Raw genomic sequence first — 19081 nt, forward strand, 5'->3', positions numbered from 1 at the left:
GCGCCCGGCGGGTGGTGGCAAGCAAGGGCAAACAGCAACACGCCCACCAGGACCAGGCGCCCACGCGGGCGCAGGCCGCATTGATGAACCGGGAGTATCAGTATGTTGCAGATGTTTGGTTTGGGCGGCGCCAGGTGCCCCCGCTGTGAGCACAAGAATGCCGGCGCCGCCGCCTATTGCGGCGCCTGCGGCCTGCTGCTGGGCGCAGCGCGCAACGCGCCCGTGCTGGTCGACAATCGCTGGATCGCCGGGCCCGATGAACTGGCGGTGTTCTTCGGCGTGCAGGCCTTGGCGGGCCTGTTCGTCAAGACGCTGCGCGTGCCGGCCACCACCCGCGCCTACATTCTGCAGGGCGGCCAGGCCACCGAGGTGCCGCAGGGCGAGTACGAAATCGAGGGCTTTTTCAGCCGCCTGAACAACCTGCTGCGCGACGACCACGCGGAAATCCTGATCACCCGCAGCACCCCCGTCGTCGTCTCGTTCAGCTTCGACGACCTGGCCAGCGCCGAACACCTGGCGCTGTCGGCGCAGCTGTCGGTGAGCGTGCAGATCGAGCAGGTACCGGCCTTCGCCCGCCACTTCATGACCATGCCGGGCACCGTTTCGAGCGCCCAGCTGGCCGAGCTGCTGGCGCCGTCGGTGCGCCAGCTGGCCGCCGAATTCATCGCCGGCCAGTCACTGCGCGACATGACGCGCAACCCCGACCTGCGCGTGCAGCTCGACGAGCGCCTGCAAGGTGGCCTCAAGCAGCGGCTGGCCCTGTACGGGCTGGCGGTGGTGCAGGTCGACACGCTCAGCCTCCGGCACGACAAGTTCGACGCCCACCGCGCCCGCATCGGCAGCCTGTGGCTGCTGGCCGACGAAAAGAACGTCGAACTCGAACATGCCGGCCATCTCGACGCCCTGTATGACGACGCCGAGTGGCAGAAAATCCGCCGCGCCGAGCGTGACAGCCGCCTGCAGTACCGGCGCGCCGAGCTGGCCCAGGACGACGCCGTCGAGAAGGCCGAACTGTCCCTGCAGAGCAGCGAGCGGCTGCAGGCGGTGCGGGCGCGCGAAATCGAACTGTACTCGCGCATCGTCGAAGCGAAAAACCGCCAGCAGGCGATCGCCGCCGGCGCCGGCGACGTGCTGGCCGAACTCGAACACGAGGTGGCGCAGAAAAACGCCGCGCGCGGCGACGCCGCCGCCGACTGGGCGCACTTGCGCCACATCGCCCAGATCCGCATGCGCACTGAGCTCGAACTGTCGCAACAGCAGGCGCTGGAAAGCCGCCAGCTGGCGCAGCAGCGTTTTTCGCACCGCCTGCTGCAGCAGCAGATCGGCAACAAGGTCGAGCAGGCCTTGCTGCTCGAGGACGAAACGCGCAAGCGCGCCGAGCTGGCCCGTCTGAACGAGGCGGGGCAGGCGGTGGCGCGGCGCCAGGCCGACATCGAGCACGAGCAGCACCGCGCCCGCCACCAGGCGCTGGCGCTGGTCAACGCCGCCCACCAGCGCGAGGCGCAGCGGGTGCAGGAGTGGGAAGACCAGCTGGCCCAGGACCGCCAGCGCGAACTGGCGCGCGCCAGTGGCGCCGCCGATGCGCTGAGCCAGCACGAAAAACTGCTGCGCACCATCGCCGCCGACGACCTGCACAGCCGCAACGCCGACCAGCGCGTGCTGGCGCTCGAACAGGCGCGCCACCAGCAAAGCCTGCAGACCCAGGAAGCGCAGTGGCAGCAGCACTTGCGCCTGCTGGGCGCCGAGCGCGAGGCGCGCTTTGCCGAACTGGCCCACGAGGCCGACCTGGCCCGCATCGACATCGCCCGTGCCGACAGCCTGGGCGCCATGAGCGACACGGCCAAGCTGGCGCTGGCGGCCGGTCCCAACGCGGCGGCCCTGGCCGACTACCTGAAAACCCAGGTGCACGCGGGCATGAGCGCCCAGCAGCTGGCGGCACTGGCCGGGGTGGTGGGCGCCACCCACAGCGTCACCCCGTCCGAGGCCATGCGGCTGGCCGACGGGCGCGAAGAGCGCGAGCGCGAACGGCGCGAACGCGAAGTCGACAAGGACCGCCAGCACCAGCTCGAGCTGCTCAAGCTGCAGAACGACGTCAACAAGACGGCGCTGACGTCGCAGGCATCGCTGGGGGTGGGCCTGGTGCAGGGCGCGGGGCAGGGCGCAGCGGCGGTGGCGCCGCCCACCTGCCCGAGCGGGCACCCGGTCAGGGCGGGCGAGCGCTTCTGCTCGCGCTGCGGCGCCGCCACCGGAGCCTGACGCGCCACGATGACGATGCCACCGCCGAACCCCTTGCCCAGCGCCCGTGACAAGCTGCGCGAACTGCGCGCGCTGCACGAAGACGGCCTGTTAAGCCAGCAGGAGTTCGACAGCCGCCGCAACGCCATCCTCGACGCCGCCTATGCGCCGCCGATGGGCGCCGGGGCGGTGCGCCAGGGCACCGAGATCGGTCTGATGGTGGGCCAGGAAATCGGCCCGCAGAACCGCCGCTACCGGCTCGATCGCCTGATCGCCCAGGGCGGCATGGGCCAGGTGTGGCAGGCGATCGACCTGGCCACCCATGCGGAACTGGGCCACAGCGCCTGCGTGGCCGTGAAGATCCTGCCGCCCCAGCTGACCCTCAGCGCCACCCACGCCAGGCTGCTGCTGGAAGAAGCGACCCAGGCGCGCCGCCTGGCGCACGAGCACATCGTGCGTGTCTATGAATGGGCCCAGGACCCTGCCACCGGCAGCTATTTCCTGATCATGGAATGCCTCGAGGGCGAGGATCTCGACAGCCTGCTGGCGCGCGAAACGCGGCTGCCGCTGGCACGCGCGCTGGGCATGCTCGAGCCGGTCGCCAGCGCGCTCGGCTACGCCTGGGGCAAGCACCACCTGGTCCACCGCGACATCAAGCCGGGCAATGTATTCGTCACCACCACGGGTGACATCAAGCTGCTCGACTTCGGCATCGCCGCGCGCGCGCGCTCGTCGGCCAGCAGCATTGGCCTGGAGGCGCCGGCCAATTCCGGGACCGCCGGCTACCGCGCGCCCGAGGCCGGCGTACACCAACGCAAGCCCTCGCCGGCGCTGGACGTCTACGCGGTGGCGGTGATGCTGTACCAGATGCTCGAAGGGCGCCTGCCCTTCGAGGGCGCGCGCGCGGTGCTGCCGGCGGGCGCGGCGCCGGCCCGCCCGCACGAACTGAGCGACGTCCAGTGGCGCGTGCTGCAGGCCGGCTTTGCCATCAATCCGGCCGCGCGCCCGGCCAGCGTGGCGGCCCTGCTGGCGCAACTGCGCGGCGAGGCGCCGTCGGCGGCCGGCCGGGACGAGGCGCTCGCGGCCGCCGCGCGCCGCGCGCAGGCCTCGAACGACGCCGAGCGCGCCGCCAGCGCGGCGGCCGAAGCGGCCGAGGCGGCCGTCGTGCTGCAGCGCGAGCAACTGCGCCAGCAGCAGTATCAGCAACAGCAGGCGCAGCGCAAGCTCGAGGCGGCCGCTGCCCAGCAGCAGGCCAACCGCGAGCGGCGCGAAAAGGAAAAGGCCGAACGCCTGCTGGCCGACGCCGCCCGCAGCGAACGCAAGGAGGCGCTGCGCCAGCAATTGCTCGAGCGCCGCGCGCTCGACGCGGCCGCCGCCCGCATCGAAAAAGAGGAGGCCCAGCGGCGCGCCCTGCAGGCGCGCGCGGCGGCCGCTTACCGCCAGGAGCAGCAGCGCGCCCGCGCCGAAGTGGCCGAGCGGGTGCAGGCCGAACTGGCGGCGTTGCTGCCGACCGCGGCCAGCCCGGTGGCCGACAGCGAAGGGGTGCTGCGAGACCGCTTTCTCGACGGCTCGGGGGTGGCGCCCGACCTGGTCCTGATTCCGACGGGGCGCTTTCAGATGGGCTCGCCCGAGCACGAGCGCAAGAAGGCGATGGAAGCGGGCTCGCAGCAATCGTGGGTCGAACGCGAAACGCCGCAGCATTGGGTCGGCATCGAAAAGCCCATCGCCATGGGCCGCTTTCCCATCACCGTCGGCCAGTGGCGCCAGTACGTGGCGGCCACCGGCTGGCAGGCGCCGGCCGAATTCAACTGGACCGAGCCGGGCTTTCGCCAGGCCGACGATCACCCGGTGGTGGGGGTGAGCTGGAACGACGCGGTGGCCTACGCCCTGTGGCTGTCGGCCGTCACCGGCCAGCGCTATCGCCTGCCCAGCGAGGCCGAATGGGAATACGCCTGCCGCGCCGGCACCCGCAGCGCCTTCAGCTTCGGCGACAGCATCAGCACCGACCTGGCCAACTATGACGGCAACTACAGCTACAACGACAGCCCGAAGGGGCTCTACCGCAAGGGCACCACGCCGGTCGACCAGTTCGCGCCGAACCAGTGGGGCCTGTACGATATGCACGGCAATGTGTGGGAGTGGGTGCAGGACGTGGTGCACGACAATTACGAGGGCGCGCCCAACACGGGGCGGGCCTGGGAGGAGGGCGGCGATGCGGGCCGCCGAATTTTGCGGGGCGGCTCGTGGCTGTACAATCCCCGTTATCTCAGATCGAGCCTGCGCAACGGCTTTTCGGCCGCCCGCAGCAATGGCATCATCGGCTTTCGCCTGACCCGCGAGCTGCTGTAGTTGCCAGCCCAGGACGGGCCTGGCTGGCGGATTTTTTTGACCGAACCCTGAAAGCACTCCATGACTCTTACCGTCAAACGCGACCTGTCGCAAGCGCTGCGCCACAACGTTCAAATTGGCCGCCATGCGCTGGTGGTCGATGGCAGCCTCGCCGAGGGCGGCAACGACGACGGCCCGTCGCCGCACGATCTGTACGACGCCGCGCTGGCCTCGTGCAAGGCGCTCACCGTGGCGTGGTACGCGCGGCGCAAGGCCATCCCCCTGACCGACGTCGACGTCACGCTGGTGCGCGACGACAGCGGCGAGCGCCAGGGTGTCTACAAACTGGCCGTCACGCTGCACCTGGGCGGCGACTTGAGCGCGGCCCAGCGCGACGAACTGCTGGCGGTTGCCGCCAAGTGCCCCGTGCACAAGCTGATGACGGCCGTCACCACCGAAATCACCACCGAGTTAGGCTAGACCATGACGATCGAACATCTCCTCAAGGCCCACCAAAAAGACCTGGGCGGCGGCTTTGTCGTGCGCCGCCTGCTGCCATCGGCGGCCATGCAGGCAGTCGGCCCGTTCATCTTTTTCGACCATTTCGGCCCCATCGATGCCGAACCCGACGCCAATCACGACGTGCGGCCCCATCCCCACATCGGCCTGGCCACCGTGACCTATCTGTACGAAGGGGCGATGATGCACCGCGACAGTCTCGGCACGGTGGCCCGCATCGAACCGGGCGCGGTCAACTGGATGACGGCCGGCAGCGGCATCGTTCATTCCGAACGCACCCCGGCCGACCTGGTGGGCAAGCCGCGCCGCAGCCACGGCCTGCAACTGTGGGCGGCGCTGCCGCGCGCGCACGAAGAAGCGCCCGCCTCGTTCAGCCACACGCCGGCGAGCGCGATTCCCGAAGTGCGTTTCGACGGCGCGCTCGTGCGCGTGCTGATCGGCAGCGCCTTTGGCGTGCACTCTCCCGTGCCCACCTTTTCCGAAACGCTGTACCTTGATATTACGCTCAAGGCCGGTGCGCAGTTGCGGCTGAGCGCGTTGCCCGAGCAGGCCGCCATCTACGTGGTGGCCGGCGAACTGGCCATCGACGGCGTGGTGCTGGCGCCGGACCTGATGGCGGTGCTGGCACCGCCAGGGGAGTCGGCCAGCGGTGCGCTGCTGTCGTCGGCCAGCGGCGTAAAATTGGTGGTGATAGGCGGCGCCCCGCTTGACGGCCATCGCTATATTTTCTGGAATTTTGTGTCGTCGAGCAAGGAGCGCCTGGCGCAGGCGGCCGACGACTGGGAACAGCAGCGGTTTGCCATGGTGCCGGGCGAAACCGAGTTCATCACGCTGCCCCAGCGGCCACGTCAGGATCCGTAGCGATGCCCTGCATGGGGCGTACCAGGTTCTTGTGAAGGAGTCGCCATGCAGATCCCGCCGAAGCTGCAGATCCCCGCCACCGTGTTTGCCTTGCTGGCAGCAATGCTGGCGGGGTTTTCGCTGATATTTCTGGTGCTGGCGCCCGGTTGAGGGCTGTTTATGCCGTGTGCAGCGCGTCGCTGAGCGCCTGCTGCAGCGTGCCTTCGGCCGTGCGGATGATCCACGACTCCGGGTAGGGCTCGGCGGCAAAGCGCACCTGGCGCTGGAAGGGGCTGAGCCGTTCGAGCGGCACGGCCGGGGTCAGCGCCGTTTCGACGCCGGTGACGGCATCGAGGTGCCAGAAGCCGCCGTCGCGGTGAAACAGCAGCGGCATGGTGGCCGCGCGCGGCTCGCGCGCACAGGCGGGCAAGGGAAAGCCGGGATGGCGGTCCGGCTCGAGCACATAAAAACACTCGGCAAATTCGCCTTCGTCGAGGCGGTGCAGGATCACGCCGTGCGGGAGCAGGGCGCTGACGTTGAGCGTGACGACGCCCTTGATGCTGGCGGTGAGCGCGATTTTCATGCCCAGCCGCAGCGGCACCGGCTGGTGCTTGCCGGGCCAGACGCCGTCGAGCAGGATGCCGTAGCGCGACACGTCCTCGATTTCAAAACCCCGCTCGCCGCGCCGTATCAGCGCGTGGCGGCCCGACAGACGCCGGGTCAGGCCGCCGTTGTCCTGGCCCGTTTCGCCATAGTGGGCCAGCAGCATGTCGGCCGCGGGATCGTATTGTTCCCAGCGGCCCAGCACGCACTGTTTCATGCCGAACAGGCGGATCTGGCGCTGGGCGCCGCTGTCGGGGGCGGCGTTGACCAGGCAGGCAGCGGCGCTGGGGAAAGGGTGGGGCGCGCGCTCGGCGGGGACGTCGATTTCGATCAGGTCTTCGTCCCAGGCAATGCTCGAGCAGCCCAGGTCGATCTTGCCGCCCCCATCGAGATTGAGCTGGGCAATCGAGGCGTTGCGGGCCAGCACGTCAATGTCGAGGCGGCCGCCACCGGTATTGCTGTTGACCCTGGCGATCGAGGCGTCGTCGGCGATCACCCGCACATTCTTGTGGGTGGCCAGGAAGGCCTGGTGGATGTCGGTGAGGCTGGCGTCGGCGCGCGGCACCAGCAGCAGCATGGTGCAGGCCCAGCGCCGTGGCGCCTGGCCCGGCTCCACGCCGCCCAGTTCGACATCGATCTGATATTGCCCGTGTTCCTTGTCGCGCGAGGAAAATTCGACGAACACGGGGCGCCAGTCGCCCCGCGTGGTGCGCTCGAAGCGGTGCGCCGAGGCCCCCTGCGCGATCAGCGCCGAGCGCAGGCGCATCGTCACCAAAGGCGCCGCCGTGGCCGGCATGCCGCGCAGCTCGACCTTGATGGCCTGGCGGCCCCCGGCGGCGCGCGGATCAAAACCGCTCACGTGCAAGTGTGGACGTTGTAAAACCGCGACAGCGGGCGCTGTCTGTTGTGCGACAGCAACACCAATGGCCGCGGCCGTGCCGACGGCACTCAGCGGTCGCCCTGCGCGCGCCGCGCTGAGCAGATCGAAACTGCTCGGTGGCGCGCTCTGTCCATGGCCGGCCGCGCACTGTGCATCCCCGGGCAAAACCCAGAGTGTGCAATGCGGATGGTCGACGTTACTGCACTTGTTCATGGCGGCTGATTAAAATCCGTGGTTCGGCCAGCATACCCTTGACGCGGGCAATGTCGGTAAAAGTCATACGTACAGAGTGTAACAGTTTGCCGTAGGGAATTAATTCATTTTCAGGCGACCGTCGCTTTGCCACTGTCGCGCCGTGGCAGCGGGCGGATGATGATCGCCGTCAAATTGTCGACGTGCAAGCTATCGGCCGGCAGCATCGCCAGGGCGTCGAACAGGGCGGCCAGCATGGCATCCGCGTCGCTGTGGCGGGCCAGCAACGCCGGCCAGCTGTCGACCCAGGGCCGCGGCGCCGTGCACGACCAGAAGCCGTCGGTGGCCAGCACATAGGTGGCGTCGGCGCGCAAGGCCAGCGCGCGGCGGTCGGGCAGGTGGCGCAGGAACGGGGGCAAGCGCTCGCCGGTGAGGGGGAACAGGGCGTCGTCGAGCGCCGCCGGGTCGGCGAAAGCGTTGCCGAGCAAGAAGGCCTGGGCAATCTGCGGGCGGTGCTCGCCGTGCACTTGTTGCCACCATTGCTCCGCTTGCAGCACGCCCGTCATCGCGTACGCGGTGGCCGGCACGTGATCGACCGTCAGGGGGGCGATCTGCCGCCCGCTGATTTCATACAGGCGCGAGTCGCCCACGTGGTACAGCAGGGGCGCCGCGCCGGGCGCGATTTCCAGCAGCGTGAGCGTGGTGCCGGGCCGGCGCAGCGCGGCGCTGGCGTGGCCGTGGGCGGCAAAACCGGCCTGCAGGCGGCCATGCATGCCATCGAGCCAGGCCGACAAGGTGAGCAGGTGGTCACAGGCGGGCATGCCCAGCAAGGCTGCGACGACCGCTTCGGCCGCCTCGCGGCCGTGGCCGTGGCCGCCCATGCCGTCGAGCACGGCGATGCGCACATGGCCCGGCGGCCAGTCGTCGAGTTGCACCTCGTGCAATTGCTGGTTTTCCACGAAGACGGCGCGGCCGGCGCCGTCGATGAGCAGAAAATTGTCCTGGTTTTCCAGGCGGGCGCCGCCTTCGCCGCCGAGACCGACGCTGGTGGCGGCGGCGATATCGTAGCGCTGGTCAAAATCCAGGGGTGGGCAAACAAGCATCGGGAACGGGGGGCTGGGCTGGCGATACGACAGCTTACCAAGAAAAGCGCGCCGTCCAAGCCTCGATCAGAGCGGCTTTTCCCGCTTGGCGACGGCCAGGGCGACGGCATTGACGATGACGCAGGCGCCGGCCACGGCGAACGCCGCCTGCACGCCGAAGCGGTCGGCGAGGCGGCCCCACACCAGGCTGCCGGCGGTGTAGCCGCCGGCCATGACGAACAGGTAGATCGACAGGGTGCGCGCCCGGATGTGGGGCGGAAACGAGGACTGGGCGGCGGCGTTGAGGGTCGAGACGATGGCCGACCAGGCCATGCCGCCGCACACGACCAGCGAGAGCAGGATGGGCAGCGAGCGCACCACCGCCATGGCGATGAGCATGCTGCCGTAGACCAGCAGCGCCACCGTCAGCAGGCTGCGGCGGTCGTAGCGGCAACGCAGGCTGGGCAGCATGAAGGCGGCCAGCACAGCGCCGCAGCCCAGGCTGCCCATCAGGGTGCCGAACACGCTTGAGTTCATGTGCAGCACGTCGCGCACGAACACGGGCAGCAGGCTGGCGAAGGCGATGGTGGCGAAGAACACGGTGCAGACGTTGAGCAGGATGTTGCGGTAGCGGCTGCAGCCAAAGGCGCACGCCAGGCCTGCTTTCAGGCTGTCGATGAAGGTGCCGCCGGCACGCGGCGCCGGGGTGCGCTCCTTCCACCACGACCAGTACACCGTAAGCAGGCCGATGAAGGAGACGGCATTGGCGAAAAACAGGGCGCCGGGACCGATCCAGCTGAACAGCACGCCACCGAGCGCGGGCCCGATCACGGCGGCGACGTTGTAGCTCAGATTGTTGAGGGTGGCGGCCGCTTCCAGCTCATCGGGTTCGACCAGGCTCGACATCGCCGCCTGCCAGGCCGGCCACATGAAGGCCGAACCGGCGCCCAGGCAAAACGTCAGCGCCAGCACGGGACTGGTCGAGACGTGGCCGGTGAGCACCAGCGCGGCCAGGGTGCAGGCGCACAGGGCCATGAAAAGATTGCAATAAAACAGGAATTTGGGCCGGTCGACGGCGTCCGCCACCACCCCCGCGCACAGGGCGAACAGGAAGATCGGCACGTAACTGGCGGTCTGCACGAGCGAGGTGGTCGAGGCGCTGTGCGCCATCGAGGCGATCAGCCAGGCCGAGGCAAAGGTCTGGATCCAGGTGCCCAGGTTCGACACCAGGTTGGCCGTCCACAGGCGGCGGTAGCGGGCGTGGCGCAAGGGCTGCGTCAAGGGCACCTTCCGGCGCAGGGGAAGCGGCGGCGCGGGCAGGGGCAGGGAGACGCTGTCTTTGGACATGGTCAGGCCAGTCTACGGCGCAGCGCCGCCAGCGGTCAATGCTTGCGGGAATTATTTATAAAGAACGGTAAGAAGTCGTGCCCGCCGTTGTATGGGCGCCATGCCGGCTTGTCATCAATGGCGCTGGCCGCGGGCTTCCTCGGCGCGCCGCAGCCACAAGCTGCTGACCCAGCCGTCAAGCTGGCGCTGGCCCAGCGTGGCGCGCACCTCCCACCAGTCGCCGCTGCGCCTGCCGGTGGCGGCCACGCTGGCGCCGGCCGGCACCAGCGCCAGCCGGCGCGCGTGGACGCCGGGGGCGGCGCGCAGGTTGAGGTCTTCGAACACCAGGTACTGCGCCGGCGGTGGCGCCGCTTGCACGGGTGGGGAGGGCAGCACCGGCGTGGCCGGCGCGTGCGCCGCGGCCGCCGCCGGCTCGGGCGCCAGCGCCAGCAGCACGCTGCCGATGCCCCAGGTGCCGGCCGCCAGCACGGTCAGCGCGCGCACGTTGGGCCGGCGCCACCAGCGCGCCGGGGTCAGGAGGGCGGCCAGCGCCAGCGTCAGCAGCAGGGCCGCGGCGTAGGCGCCGCACAGGTAGGCCATGATCGTCTCAGGCGTCGAAGCGCAGCACGTAGTGGCCGGCCACCAGGTGATGGCCGGGTGGCAGCAGGTAGGGGCCGTCGCCGGCCAGCGCGGCGACGAACTCGAGCTGCTCGTCGAGGTGATACAGGGCCTGGGTGGGCGACAGCCGGCCGATCTGGTAGCCGCTGGCGGTCGCTTCGAAACTGAAGGCGGTGCGCGACAGGCCGATGCGGTCGGCACTGGCGTCGGCGTCGGCGGCGCCAGCGGCATGGTGCACGAAGCGCGCGCCGTCGAGCACGCGCAGGCCGGCCAGCATGGGCGCGCCGCGGCCGAACACGAAGCGGGCGCCGGGCGGCACGGCCACGCCGGCGCTGGCCGGGCGCGCCGGCAATACCAGCAGCGCCCGATAGCGCTCGGCCATCGGCGCGGCCACGCTGGCGAGGCGAATGCTGGCGCCGTCGACGGGCGTGAAACTGGCCGGCGCGTTGACGCGCTCGCGGCCGGCGCGGGTGAGTGCGACCAGTTCGTCGGCGGCGTCGACGGCGAAACTGATCACCGGCTCGACCCCGGCGGCGGCCGGCGCCAGCTGCTCGTCGAAGCCGATCTCGAGAGAAACTGCGCCGGTGTCGCGGTAGCGCGACAGGCGCGGCAGCGCCAGCGCGGCCAGGCTCACGCGCTGGCGGGCCAGCGGCGCGTAGGTAGCGTCGATGCCGCTGTCGGCGCCGGGGGCGTCGGCAGGGGCGATGGCAGGGTTGACGCTACCGGGCAGCGCCACGCTGGCGGGCAGCGCCGTGCGCTCGGCCGCCGCCTGCGGCGGCGCCGTGTCGACGCGGGCACGGGTTTTCCAGACGGCGGCGCTTTTTGCCAGGGCCTGGGCGGGCGCCGTCACCGGCGCCATGGCCGGCGAGCCCACGCGCGTCACTTTCAGCAGCAGCCGCACGGGCTCGCCCGGCGCCAGTCCCGGCCTGGAGCGGATCACATAGTAGCCGCCCAGCGCATCGTACTGGCATTCGAAGGCATTTTTCGGCCGCACCTGCACTTCCAGCGCCGTCTCGGGAGCGTCGTTGATCAGCAGGACCGTGGCCGCGCCGGCGCCGGCCACCAGCGCCAGGCGCTGGTCGCGGTGGATCGGCGCGCCGCTGTGCCAGATCGCCGAGTCGGTCGACGTGGCGATGCGGTAGAGCACCGGCTCATCGGCCGCCGGCAGGTAGACGGCGTGGCCGAAGCGCACCTCGACCTGGCCTGCTTCGAGCGTGTCGGCGCCGACCACGTCGTAGCGTACCTGGTCCTCGCCCAGCAGGTCGCCGAAGTCTTTCTGGTGCAGCGCTGCCAGCGAGGCGGCCAGGTCGCGTACGCGGGCGCCGCGGGTCAGGTGGCGGTCGTCGTCGACGTCGTCCTGGGGCAGCAGCAGGGTGACGTGGGAAAAGCAGCGGGTGGCGGCGCGCCCCCGCTGTTCGCGCGGCGAGCGCTCGAGCAGGTCGCGCAGCAGGGGCCGGCGGGCAAACAGGGCCAGGCCGGGCGCCTGCCACAGCGCTTCCGCATTGAACACATCGGGCACCTTGCCTAGCGCTTCGTGTTGGACATAGACCGGCATGATTGCATCTCCTCGAAAGTTTGCGCGCTGATCGCAGTGAACGCTAGCAGGGGGCAGATGAAAAACAGCAGGTGGCTGCCGCCGGCCGACAGAAAACTCATGGGCTGGCCCATGACGGGAAAGATCGCCAGGTTGGTGCCCCACGACAGCAGCAGGTGGCCCAGCACGAAGGCGGCGCCGCCGCACAGGGCGAAGCAGCAGAAGCGTCCCAGCCAGGCCTGGCGGAAGTCGCCCGCCGCGCGCGCGTGGGCGTGGGCGCGGGCCGCCACTTGCAGCACCCCCGTCACGAACAGCGCCTGCAGCAGCCACAGGACCAGGCCTGCGGCCAGGCCGTGCCGGTACAGGAAAAACGCGGGCGCGAAGTCGTCCTGCACCTGCGCAATGCGCAAGGCGGCGCCGGCGCCCTGGCCCAGGCTGGCCAGGCCCAGCATGCCGTCGGCGCCCCACCAGGCGCCGTCGGCGATGGCGCGCGCGCCCTGCAGCAACTGCTGGCCCGTGTGCGGATGGCTGGCCGGGTCGAGCCAGACCAGGAAACGGTCGGCATAAAAGCTCCAGCTGGCCACGGCGCCGGCGCCGGCCAGGCGCAGCGTGGCGATCGCCGCGGCCGCGGCCAGCGCCACGCTGGCGACCGCCACCATCGCCCACCGGCTTCGCGTGGCCACCGCGTAGGCGAAGGCCATCGCCGTGGTCCATACCAGCAGCAGGATCAGCGGCGAATAGTCGTCCACTTCCAGCAGCGCCAGCGCCAGCAGGAAGGCAAACAGCAGCGCCGGCGCGGCCAGCCGGCCCCAGCGCAGCAAGGCGGGCCCGTAGGCCGGCAGCGCCTGGTGCCAGCCCATGCCGACGGCCAGGCAGTGGGCGGCCAGCGCGCACAGGGCCAGCTTGGCCAGCTCCACCGGCTGCAGGTCGAACACCCCCGTTTCGTCGCCGAACGCCACCTGCGCGGCCAGCGCGCACAGGGCGGTCCCGGCCAGCAGCGCCAGCAGGGCTTCGAGGCGGCCCTGGCTGAGCAGGCCCGGGCGGCCGCGCCAGCGCAGGCGCAGGTGCGTGCCCACGCCCAGTCCGATGGCCAGCAAGGCGCAGCTCTTCTGGTAATGGCGCAGCCAGGACGACTCCAGCGCCGCCAGGCCCATGTCCAGTTGTGCCAGCAGGCCCAGCCCCAGCAACAGCACGGCGGCGGCGCTGGCCAGTTGCAGCCGGCCCCGCACCAGCAGCACGCTGGCCAGCGCGGCGCCACCGAGCAGCAGCGACACGCCGGCCCCGGGCGGGGTGCCGGCACGCTGCAGTTGCAGGGCGCACAGGCCGGCGATGGCCAGCAGCGCGCTGGCGCCGGCGCTGCTGCCACCGCTGCTACCACCGCTGCTACCAACAATATACGGCCAGCGTCCCCCTTGCCACGCCAGTGCCAGCCAGGCCAGCATGGCCGCCGTCAGGGCGGCGGCCAGCGTCCACGCCGGCCCGGCCGGCAGCGCCCACAGCGCACGCGCGCGCCAGCGCCACAGCACCTGGGGCGGCAGGGCGGCGCCGGCGGCGGCGGCGGCGGGCCCGCCATACAGCGCCACGTGGGCCAGCGGGCGCAGTTCGAGCACGGCGCCGCCCTGCTGCACGGCGAAGCGGGTGTGGCCGGCCACCAGGGCGCTCACGCCGTCGAGCGATTCTTCCTGGCGCGCCAGTTCGGCGCCGCCGCTGTCCGCGGCCTCACCGGCGGCCAGCACGCTGGCCGCGCCGCTGAGCAGCAAGGCGCCCCGGCCCGCCGCCAGCGTGGCGGCGTTCGGCTCCACGCCGGCGATGCCGAGGCGGTTGCCGCAGTACAGGTTGCCGCCGAAGGACAGCGGGCGCCCGATCGACAGCGCCGATGGCGCCAGCCGGTTCCACCACGCGACCAGGTGCGCGGCCAGCGGGGCGTCCGGGCAAGCGATCTGGGGCACGCCGGCGCGCAGCAGGCGGGCGCCGTCGTAGCGCCACGGCCCGCCCGGGCCGTTCAGTGTCACCGACGCGCTATCGGCGGCAGTGACACTGAAGCGGGCCGCGCCGATCTGAAACGACTGCCCGGCGGCGAGCGCGCTGGCGCCGCTGCGCTGGTCGACGCCGTCGCGCCGCACGATCAGCTGCTTGCCCGCGCTGGCGTTGGCCGCCCACCAGCGCCCGGCGCCGTCGCGGCGCAAGGCCAGGTGGGCGCGGTCGGCCTGGGGCGCGGCCAGTTCCGCCTCGCCCACGGTGATGCGCTGGCCCGGCGCCAGGCTGATGGCGATGCGCTCGGGCGCGGCCAGCGCCGGGCTGCGTGCCAGCGCCAGCAACTGCAGGGCGAACAGCAGCGCCAGCAGCACCGCCAGCGCGCCGCGCCAGCCCGGCTGCCAGCGACGATGCCAGTGCAGGCGCGTCCTCACGCCAGGCTCCAGCTGACGGCGTCGGCTGCGCGCACCGCCGCCAGCATGCGGCCGATGGCCAGCGCGTGCCGGGGCCGCGCCGCCGGATCGCGCGCCAGCAGGGCGCGCAACAGCGCCAGCGCCGCCTCGCCGCTGGCACGCGTGCCCAGGCCCTGTTCGCAGCACTGCGCGAACCGGTCCGCCTCGTCGGCGCCCAAGGTGGGCGGCAGGGCATCGCCGCCCTGACCGTCGCGGTGCGCCTGCGCCGCCAGGCGGCAAAACGCCAGCATCGCGCCGCCGCTGACGAGGTAGTAGAGCAGGGCGCCCAGGGCGAAATAATCGGTGGCGGCGCTGGTGACGTAGATGGCGGGATCGGCGTGGGTCGCGGCCGGCCCGGTACCGAACAGCTGTTCCGGCGCCTGCCAGTTGGGGGTGCCCGCATAGACGTGGGGGGCGTGGTCGGCCAGCGCGCGGCTGGTGCCGAAATCGGCCAGCTTGACGATGGCGCCGCCGTCGCTCAGCAGCAGGTTTGACGGTTTCAGGTCGAGGTGGCGGCGGCCGTACTGGTGCACCTTGGCCAGCGCCTGGTTGACCTGGCCGATCCAGTCGAACGCCTGGGCCACGTCGGCTGCCTGGCCAGCCGCGCGGCGGCGCGCCACCCAGGCGCCCACGTCGCCCTCGAGCAGTTCCAGCGCCAGCGCGGGCAGGCCGGCGTGGCTGCCGCTGTCGAGCAGGCGCACGAGGTGGCGGGCGTCCCATGGCGCCAGCTGGCGCAGAAACGCCGCTTCGTCGGTGGCGCCATCGGTCCAGCGCTGGCGCTGGGACGGCGCCGCCTGGTCCATCTGCGCCCGGTTGACGAACTTGAGCGCCACCTGGCGTCCAACCGGCAGCGTGTCGGCGCGCCACACCAGACCGTACGCGGACCCTGCCAGCGGCGCGTCGAGCCGATAGCTGTGCCGGTCCAGCGTGACGACCATCCCTGCTTCCAGCATTGCGCTCCCCCGTCGCCTGTTGGGCGTGTCAGGACGGCCGGTGCCGTCCGTCCAGCCTTAGCCGGGGGCGCCTGAAAATGCCGGCGCACCATAAAAAAAGCCGCCCGGTGGGGCGGCCTTGATGGGGGGGCTGGTCGATCAGCGGCGGTGGCCGCCGTGGCCGCCGTGGCCGTAGCCACCGTGGCCGCCGCGGCCGCCGTCGTAGTAACCGCGACCGCCACCGCCCACGTACACCACCGCCGACGGCTGGTTGTAATAGTATGCCGGCGCCGGCGCGTAATAGACGGGGCGCGGCGCGACGTACACGGGGGCCGACTGGTAATAGCCGGCGCGGTTGTCATAGTACGAACTGCGCGTGTCGACATAACCGCCATTGTTGGCGTAGTAGCCGTTGTCGGCATAATAGCCGCTGCCGCTGTTGCCGCGGTCGTAATAGCGATCATTGGTCTGGATGGCGCTGCCCACCGCCGCGCCCAGCACGCCGCCGATCAGGGCGCCGTTGCGGTCGTGCGTGCTGTTGCCGATTGCCGCGCCAATGACGGCGCCGGCGACAGTATTGAAGCCGCGGTCCTGGGCCATGGCCGTCGTCGAGACGGCCGTTGCGGCCAGCAGTACGGCGCCCACGAATTTTTTGTTCAACATGGCGATATCCTTTTGCCCCAGGCTGGATCGGAATGATCGATAAACACCGGGCATGAGTTCACTATAGCGATCGTGGAATTGATCGCTATTGTTAATACAGACTCTTACATCTGGGGCAGCTCTGTAACCTGTGTAACAATCACGGGCCCCTGGCGCAAGCTGGCCCTATTCTCGTTCCTGGATGATGCATGCCCCGTCGCGCTTTTTTTACACTGGTGGCGCTGGCCGCCCTGTTACATGTCTACCTGGGCATGCGCCTGCTGCCGCCCATGCTGCCGGGGCCCGGCGGGCTGGCCGTCGGCATTGCCCTGCTGGTGGCTTCGTCCATCCTGGTGCCGACCGGCCTGATCGCCTCGAGCCTGCGGCGCGCGCGCTGGACGGCGGCGCTGACCTGGGCCGCGCTGCTGACGATGGGGCTGTTTTCCTCGCTGCTGGTGCTCACGCTGCTGCGTGACGTGCTGTTGCTGGTGCTGAGCGTGGCCGGCGGCGCCGGCGCCGACACGCTGCGCCGTTCGGCGCTGGCGGTGCCCGCACTGGCGCTGGCGGTGACGGCGCTGGGCCTGTTCAACGCGCGCCGGCTGGCGCGGGTGGTGACGGTGGAGGTGCCGATCGACGGCCTGCCGGCGGCGCTGCACGGCTACACCATCGTGCAGATTTCGGACATTCACGTGGGGCCCACCATCAAGGGCGATTTCTTGCACGCCATCGTCGAACGCGTCAACGGCCTGCAGGGCGACGCCATCGCCATCACCGGCGACCTGGTCGACGGCAGCGTGGCGCAACTGGCCGAGCACACGGCGCCGCTGGCGCGCCTGAGCGCGCCCGACGGTGTGTTTTTCGTCACCGGCAACCACGAGTACTACTCGGGCGCGAATGCCTGGATCGCCGAGTTGCGCCGGCTCGGTTTGACCGTGCTGATGAACGAGCACGTGCTGCGCGAGCGCCAGGGGGCCGTGCTGATGATCGCCGGCGTGGCCGATTTCACGGCGCACCTGTTCGATGCCAGCCACCGCAGCGACCCGCGGCAGGCGGCGGCGGGCGCGCCGGCGACGGTCGGCGCGCGCATCCTGCTGGCGCACCAGCCCCGCACGGCGCTCGAGGCGGTCGATGCCGGCTTCCACCTGCAACTGTCCGGGCACACGCACGGCGGCCAGTTTTTTCCGTGGAACCTGTTCGTGCCGCTGCAGCAGCCCTACGTCGCCGGGCTGCGGAAGCTGCGCAGCCTGTGGGTGTACACCAGCCGCGGCACCGGCTACTGGGGGCCGCCCAAGCGCTTCGGCGCGCCGTCCGAAATTACCCGGCTGCGGCTGGTGGCGGCGCCGGCGGCGCAGTGACAGCGGCGCCGCTATACTGTAGGGCTTGTTTGCGTTCCATCCACCATCACCGCCAAGGACCCGCCGCATGAATCGTTCGCCCCGCCTGTTTTCCCTCAAGCTGATCACCGTCGCCGTCGCCACCTGCTGCGCCGGACTGGCCGCCGCGGCCGCCCCGGGCAACGACCCGGCGGCACTGGGCAAGATCCGCGACGCCGCCCTGAAAAGCGACTGGGCCTACGAGCGGCTGGCCGACATGACCGATCTGATCGGCCCGCGCCTGGCCGGTTCGGCCGGCGCCGCCGCCGCCGTGACCCAGGTGGCCGAGGCCATGCGCAAGCTGGGCGCCAAGGTCACCCTGCAGCCCGTCAAAGTGCCGCACTAGGTGCGCGGCGTCGAGACGGCCAGCCTGGTCGAGTACGCGGGCCGCCCGGCTGGCGTGAGCCAGAAAGTGGTGCTGGCCGCGCTGGGCGGCTCCGGCGCCACCCCCGCCGGCGGCCTGACCGCGCAGGTGCTGGTGCTGCACAATCTCGATGAACTCAAGGCCCGCGCGGCCGAGGTGAAAGGGCGCATCGTGCTGTTCGACGTGGCCTTCGACCAGAGCATGGCCGATCACGGCATGGCCGGCCAGGCCTATGGCCAGGGCGTGCTGTATCGGGGCATGGGCACGCGGCTGGCAGCGCAAATGGGCGCGGCGGCGGTGCTGGTGCGCTCGGTGGGCGGCGCCGATTTCCGCCTGCCGCACACCGGTTCGTCCGGCCTGCAGGACGGCGCCCGTATCCCCGCCGCCGCCGTCGCTGCCGAAGACGCCATGCTGATGACGCGCCTGGCAACGCGCGGCCCGCTGTCGATGACGCTGACCCTGACCCCGCAGATCCTGCCCGACGCCGACAGTTTCAATGTGATCGCCGACCTGCCGGGGCTGGACAAGCCCGATGAAATCGTGATCGTCTCCGGTCACCTCGATTCCTGGGACCTGGCCACCGGCGCCAACGATGACGGCACCGGCATCACCAGCGCCATGGCGGTGATCGAGACCTTGAAAAAGCTCGACTTCCAGCCGCGCCGCACGATCCGCGTGATCGCCTGGATGAACGAGGAAAACGGCACGCGCGGGGCGCAGGCGTATGTGGCCGCCAACGAGGCACTGGTGGAAAAACACGTGGCGGCGATCGAAAACGACGAGGGCTCGGGCCGGGTATTCGGCATGCGCACGAGCATTCCGCTCGAGTCGATGAAGCACTTCGCCCCCTTGCGCGCGGCCTTGCTGCCGATGGGCGCGGCGGGCCTGCAGCGCACCGACGTGCTGGGCACGGGCGACCTGAGCGGCCTGGAACGGGCGGGCGTCCCCAGCTTTTCGCCGCTGATCGACGATTCGACGTATTTTAATTATCACCACACGCCGGCCGATACCTTCGACAAGGTCAAGCCGGAAGACCTGCGCCGCCACGTGGCGGTGATGGCGACGACGGCGTGGTTCCTGGCGAACATGAGCGAGCCGATCGGACGGACCCCGGCGCAGGCGCCGCGCTGACAGGGCCGCGCCGCCAGGCAAAAAAACCCGCACAAGCAAGCTTGTGCGGGTTTTTT

Annotated in this window: 15 protein-coding genes; 7 read left to right on the forward strand and 8 right to left on the reverse strand. The window is 70.7% G+C overall.

Translation table 11 applies throughout. From position 1 onward, the window contains the following. The first annotated feature begins 102 nt into the window (after positions 1–102). From ACP7EY_RS15045 to ACP7EY_RS15060, 4 genes are read left to right on the forward strand one after another with little or no spacing between them, the layout of a single operon-like run. Positions 103–2256: a hypothetical protein gene (locus tag ACP7EY_RS15045; RefSeq protein ID WP_426194939.1), complete on the forward strand. Its 2154-nt coding sequence runs from the start codon at positions 103–105 to the stop codon at positions 2254–2256. Between the two features lie 9 nt (positions 2257–2265). Further along, a complete protein-coding gene (locus tag ACP7EY_RS15050; RefSeq protein WP_426194941.1) occupies positions 2266–4584 on the forward strand; it encodes a bifunctional serine/threonine-protein kinase/formylglycine-generating enzyme family protein in 2319 nt (772 codons plus the stop codon). 60 nt (positions 4585–4644) lie between these two features. Further along, complete coding sequence (locus tag ACP7EY_RS15055) at positions 4645–5043, forward strand: OsmC family protein (protein WP_426194943.1); 399 nt, start codon at positions 4645–4647, stop codon at positions 5041–5043. A gap of 3 nt (positions 5044–5046) precedes the next feature. Next, positions 5047–5943, forward strand: coding sequence for a pirin family protein (locus tag ACP7EY_RS15060; RefSeq protein ID WP_426194945.1), 897 nt, complete (start codon positions 5047–5049; stop codon positions 5941–5943). Positions 5944–6100: 157 nt separating this feature from the next. Here ACP7EY_RS15060 and ACP7EY_RS15065 read toward each other — a convergent pair whose 3' ends face one another. The 8 genes from ACP7EY_RS15065 to ACP7EY_RS15100 form a co-directional block, all read right to left on the reverse strand. Beyond that, positions 6101–7384, reverse strand: a complete 1284-nt coding sequence (locus ACP7EY_RS15065; RefSeq protein ID WP_426194947.1) for an FHA domain-containing protein — start codon at positions 7382–7384, stop codon at positions 6101–6103. 344 nt (positions 7385–7728) lie between these two features. Continuing rightward, positions 7729–8700, reverse strand: coding sequence for a PP2C family protein-serine/threonine phosphatase (locus ACP7EY_RS15070; RefSeq protein WP_426194948.1), 972 nt, complete (start codon positions 8698–8700; stop codon positions 7729–7731). Positions 8701–8766: 66 nt separating this feature from the next. After that, positions 8767–10026 carry an MFS transporter gene (locus ACP7EY_RS15075; protein WP_426194949.1) on the reverse strand — a complete coding sequence of 420 codons (1260 nt, stop codon included), beginning with the start codon at positions 10024–10026 and terminating at the stop codon, positions 8767–8769. 114 nt (positions 10027–10140) lie between these two features. Beyond that, positions 10141–10605, reverse strand: a complete 465-nt coding sequence (locus tag ACP7EY_RS15080; RefSeq protein WP_426194950.1) for an SH3 domain-containing protein — start codon at positions 10603–10605, stop codon at positions 10141–10143. 7 nt (positions 10606–10612) lie between these two features. Beyond that, positions 10613–12178 (reverse strand): hypothetical protein, encoded by a 1566-nt coding sequence (locus ACP7EY_RS15085; RefSeq protein ID WP_426194951.1) that lies wholly within the window; start codon positions 12176–12178, stop codon positions 10613–10615. After that, positions 12148–14565, reverse strand: a complete 2418-nt coding sequence (locus ACP7EY_RS15090; protein ID WP_426194952.1) for an FtsW/RodA/SpoVE family cell cycle protein — start codon at positions 14563–14565, stop codon at positions 12148–12150. The genes ACP7EY_RS15085 and ACP7EY_RS15090 overlap by 31 nt, the downstream gene beginning before the upstream one ends. Beyond that, entirely contained in the window at positions 14562–15536 is a 975-nt protein-coding gene (locus tag ACP7EY_RS15095; RefSeq protein ID WP_426194954.1) for a protein kinase domain-containing protein, read from the reverse strand. Before ACP7EY_RS15095 ends, ACP7EY_RS15090 begins: the two co-directional genes overlap by 4 nt. A gap of 138 nt (positions 15537–15674) precedes the next feature. Further along, positions 15675–16178 carry a glycine zipper 2TM domain-containing protein gene (locus ACP7EY_RS15100; protein WP_426194956.1) on the reverse strand — a complete coding sequence of 168 codons (504 nt, stop codon included), beginning with the start codon at positions 16176–16178 and terminating at the stop codon, positions 15675–15677. A 188-nt stretch (positions 16179–16366) separates the two neighbouring features. Between ACP7EY_RS15100 and ACP7EY_RS15105 the strand changes: the two genes are divergently transcribed. The 3 genes from ACP7EY_RS15105 (at position 16367) to ACP7EY_RS15115 (ending at position 19025) form a co-directional block, all read left to right on the forward strand. Beyond that, positions 16367–17512, forward strand: coding sequence for a metallophosphoesterase (locus ACP7EY_RS15105; RefSeq protein WP_426194958.1), 1146 nt, complete (start codon positions 16367–16369; stop codon positions 17510–17512). A gap of 67 nt (positions 17513–17579) precedes the next feature. Then, positions 17580–17876 (forward strand): hypothetical protein, encoded by a 297-nt coding sequence (locus ACP7EY_RS15110; protein WP_426194960.1) that lies wholly within the window; start codon positions 17580–17582, stop codon positions 17874–17876. After that, entirely contained in the window at positions 17877–19025 is a 1149-nt protein-coding gene (locus ACP7EY_RS15115) for a M20/M25/M40 family metallo-hydrolase (RefSeq protein WP_426194962.1), read from the forward strand. The last annotated feature ends 56 nt before the right edge of the window (positions 19026–19081 follow it).

It is taken from the genome of Massilia sp. DWR3-1-1 (assembly GCF_049898325.1).
Lineage (GTDB): Bacteria > Pseudomonadota > Gammaproteobacteria > Burkholderiales > Burkholderiaceae_D > JAFCUW01.

Bases quoted from the DNA above. Each gene is read 5' to 3' on its own strand.
- ACP7EY_RS15045 (WP_426194939.1), top strand. From the start codon at position 103: ATGTTGCAGATGTTTGGTTTGGGCGGCGCCAGGTGCCCCCGCTGTGAG.
- ACP7EY_RS15050 (WP_426194941.1), top strand. From the start codon at position 2,266: ATGACGATGCCACCGCCGAACCCCTTGCCCAGCGCCCGTGACAAGCTG.
- ACP7EY_RS15055 (WP_426194943.1), top strand. From the start codon at position 4,645: ATGACTCTTACCGTCAAACGCGACCTGTCGCAAGCGCTGCGCCACAAC.
- ACP7EY_RS15060 (WP_426194945.1), top strand. From the start codon at position 5,047: ATGACGATCGAACATCTCCTCAAGGCCCACCAAAAAGACCTGGGCGGC.
- ACP7EY_RS15070 (WP_426194948.1), bottom strand. From the start codon at position 8,700: ATGCTTGTTTGCCCACCCCTGGATTTTGACCAGCGCTACGATATCGCC.
- ACP7EY_RS15075 (WP_426194949.1), bottom strand. From the start codon at position 10,026: ATGTCCAAAGACAGCGTCTCCCTGCCCCTGCCCGCGCCGCCGCTTCCC.
- ACP7EY_RS15080 (WP_426194950.1), bottom strand. From the start codon at position 10,605: ATGGCCTACCTGTGCGGCGCCTACGCCGCGGCCCTGCTGCTGACGCTG.
- ACP7EY_RS15085 (WP_426194951.1), bottom strand. From the start codon at position 12,178: ATGCCGGTCTATGTCCAACACGAAGCGCTAGGCAAGGTGCCCGATGTG.
- ACP7EY_RS15095 (WP_426194954.1), bottom strand. From the start codon at position 15,536: ATGCTGGAAGCAGGGATGGTCGTCACGCTGGACCGGCACAGCTATCGG.
- ACP7EY_RS15100 (WP_426194956.1), bottom strand. From the start codon at position 16,178: ATGTTGAACAAAAAATTCGTGGGCGCCGTACTGCTGGCCGCAACGGCC.
- ACP7EY_RS15105 (WP_426194958.1), top strand. From the start codon at position 16,367: ATGCCCCGTCGCGCTTTTTTTACACTGGTGGCGCTGGCCGCCCTGTTA.
- ACP7EY_RS15110 (WP_426194960.1), top strand. From the start codon at position 17,580: ATGAATCGTTCGCCCCGCCTGTTTTCCCTCAAGCTGATCACCGTCGCC.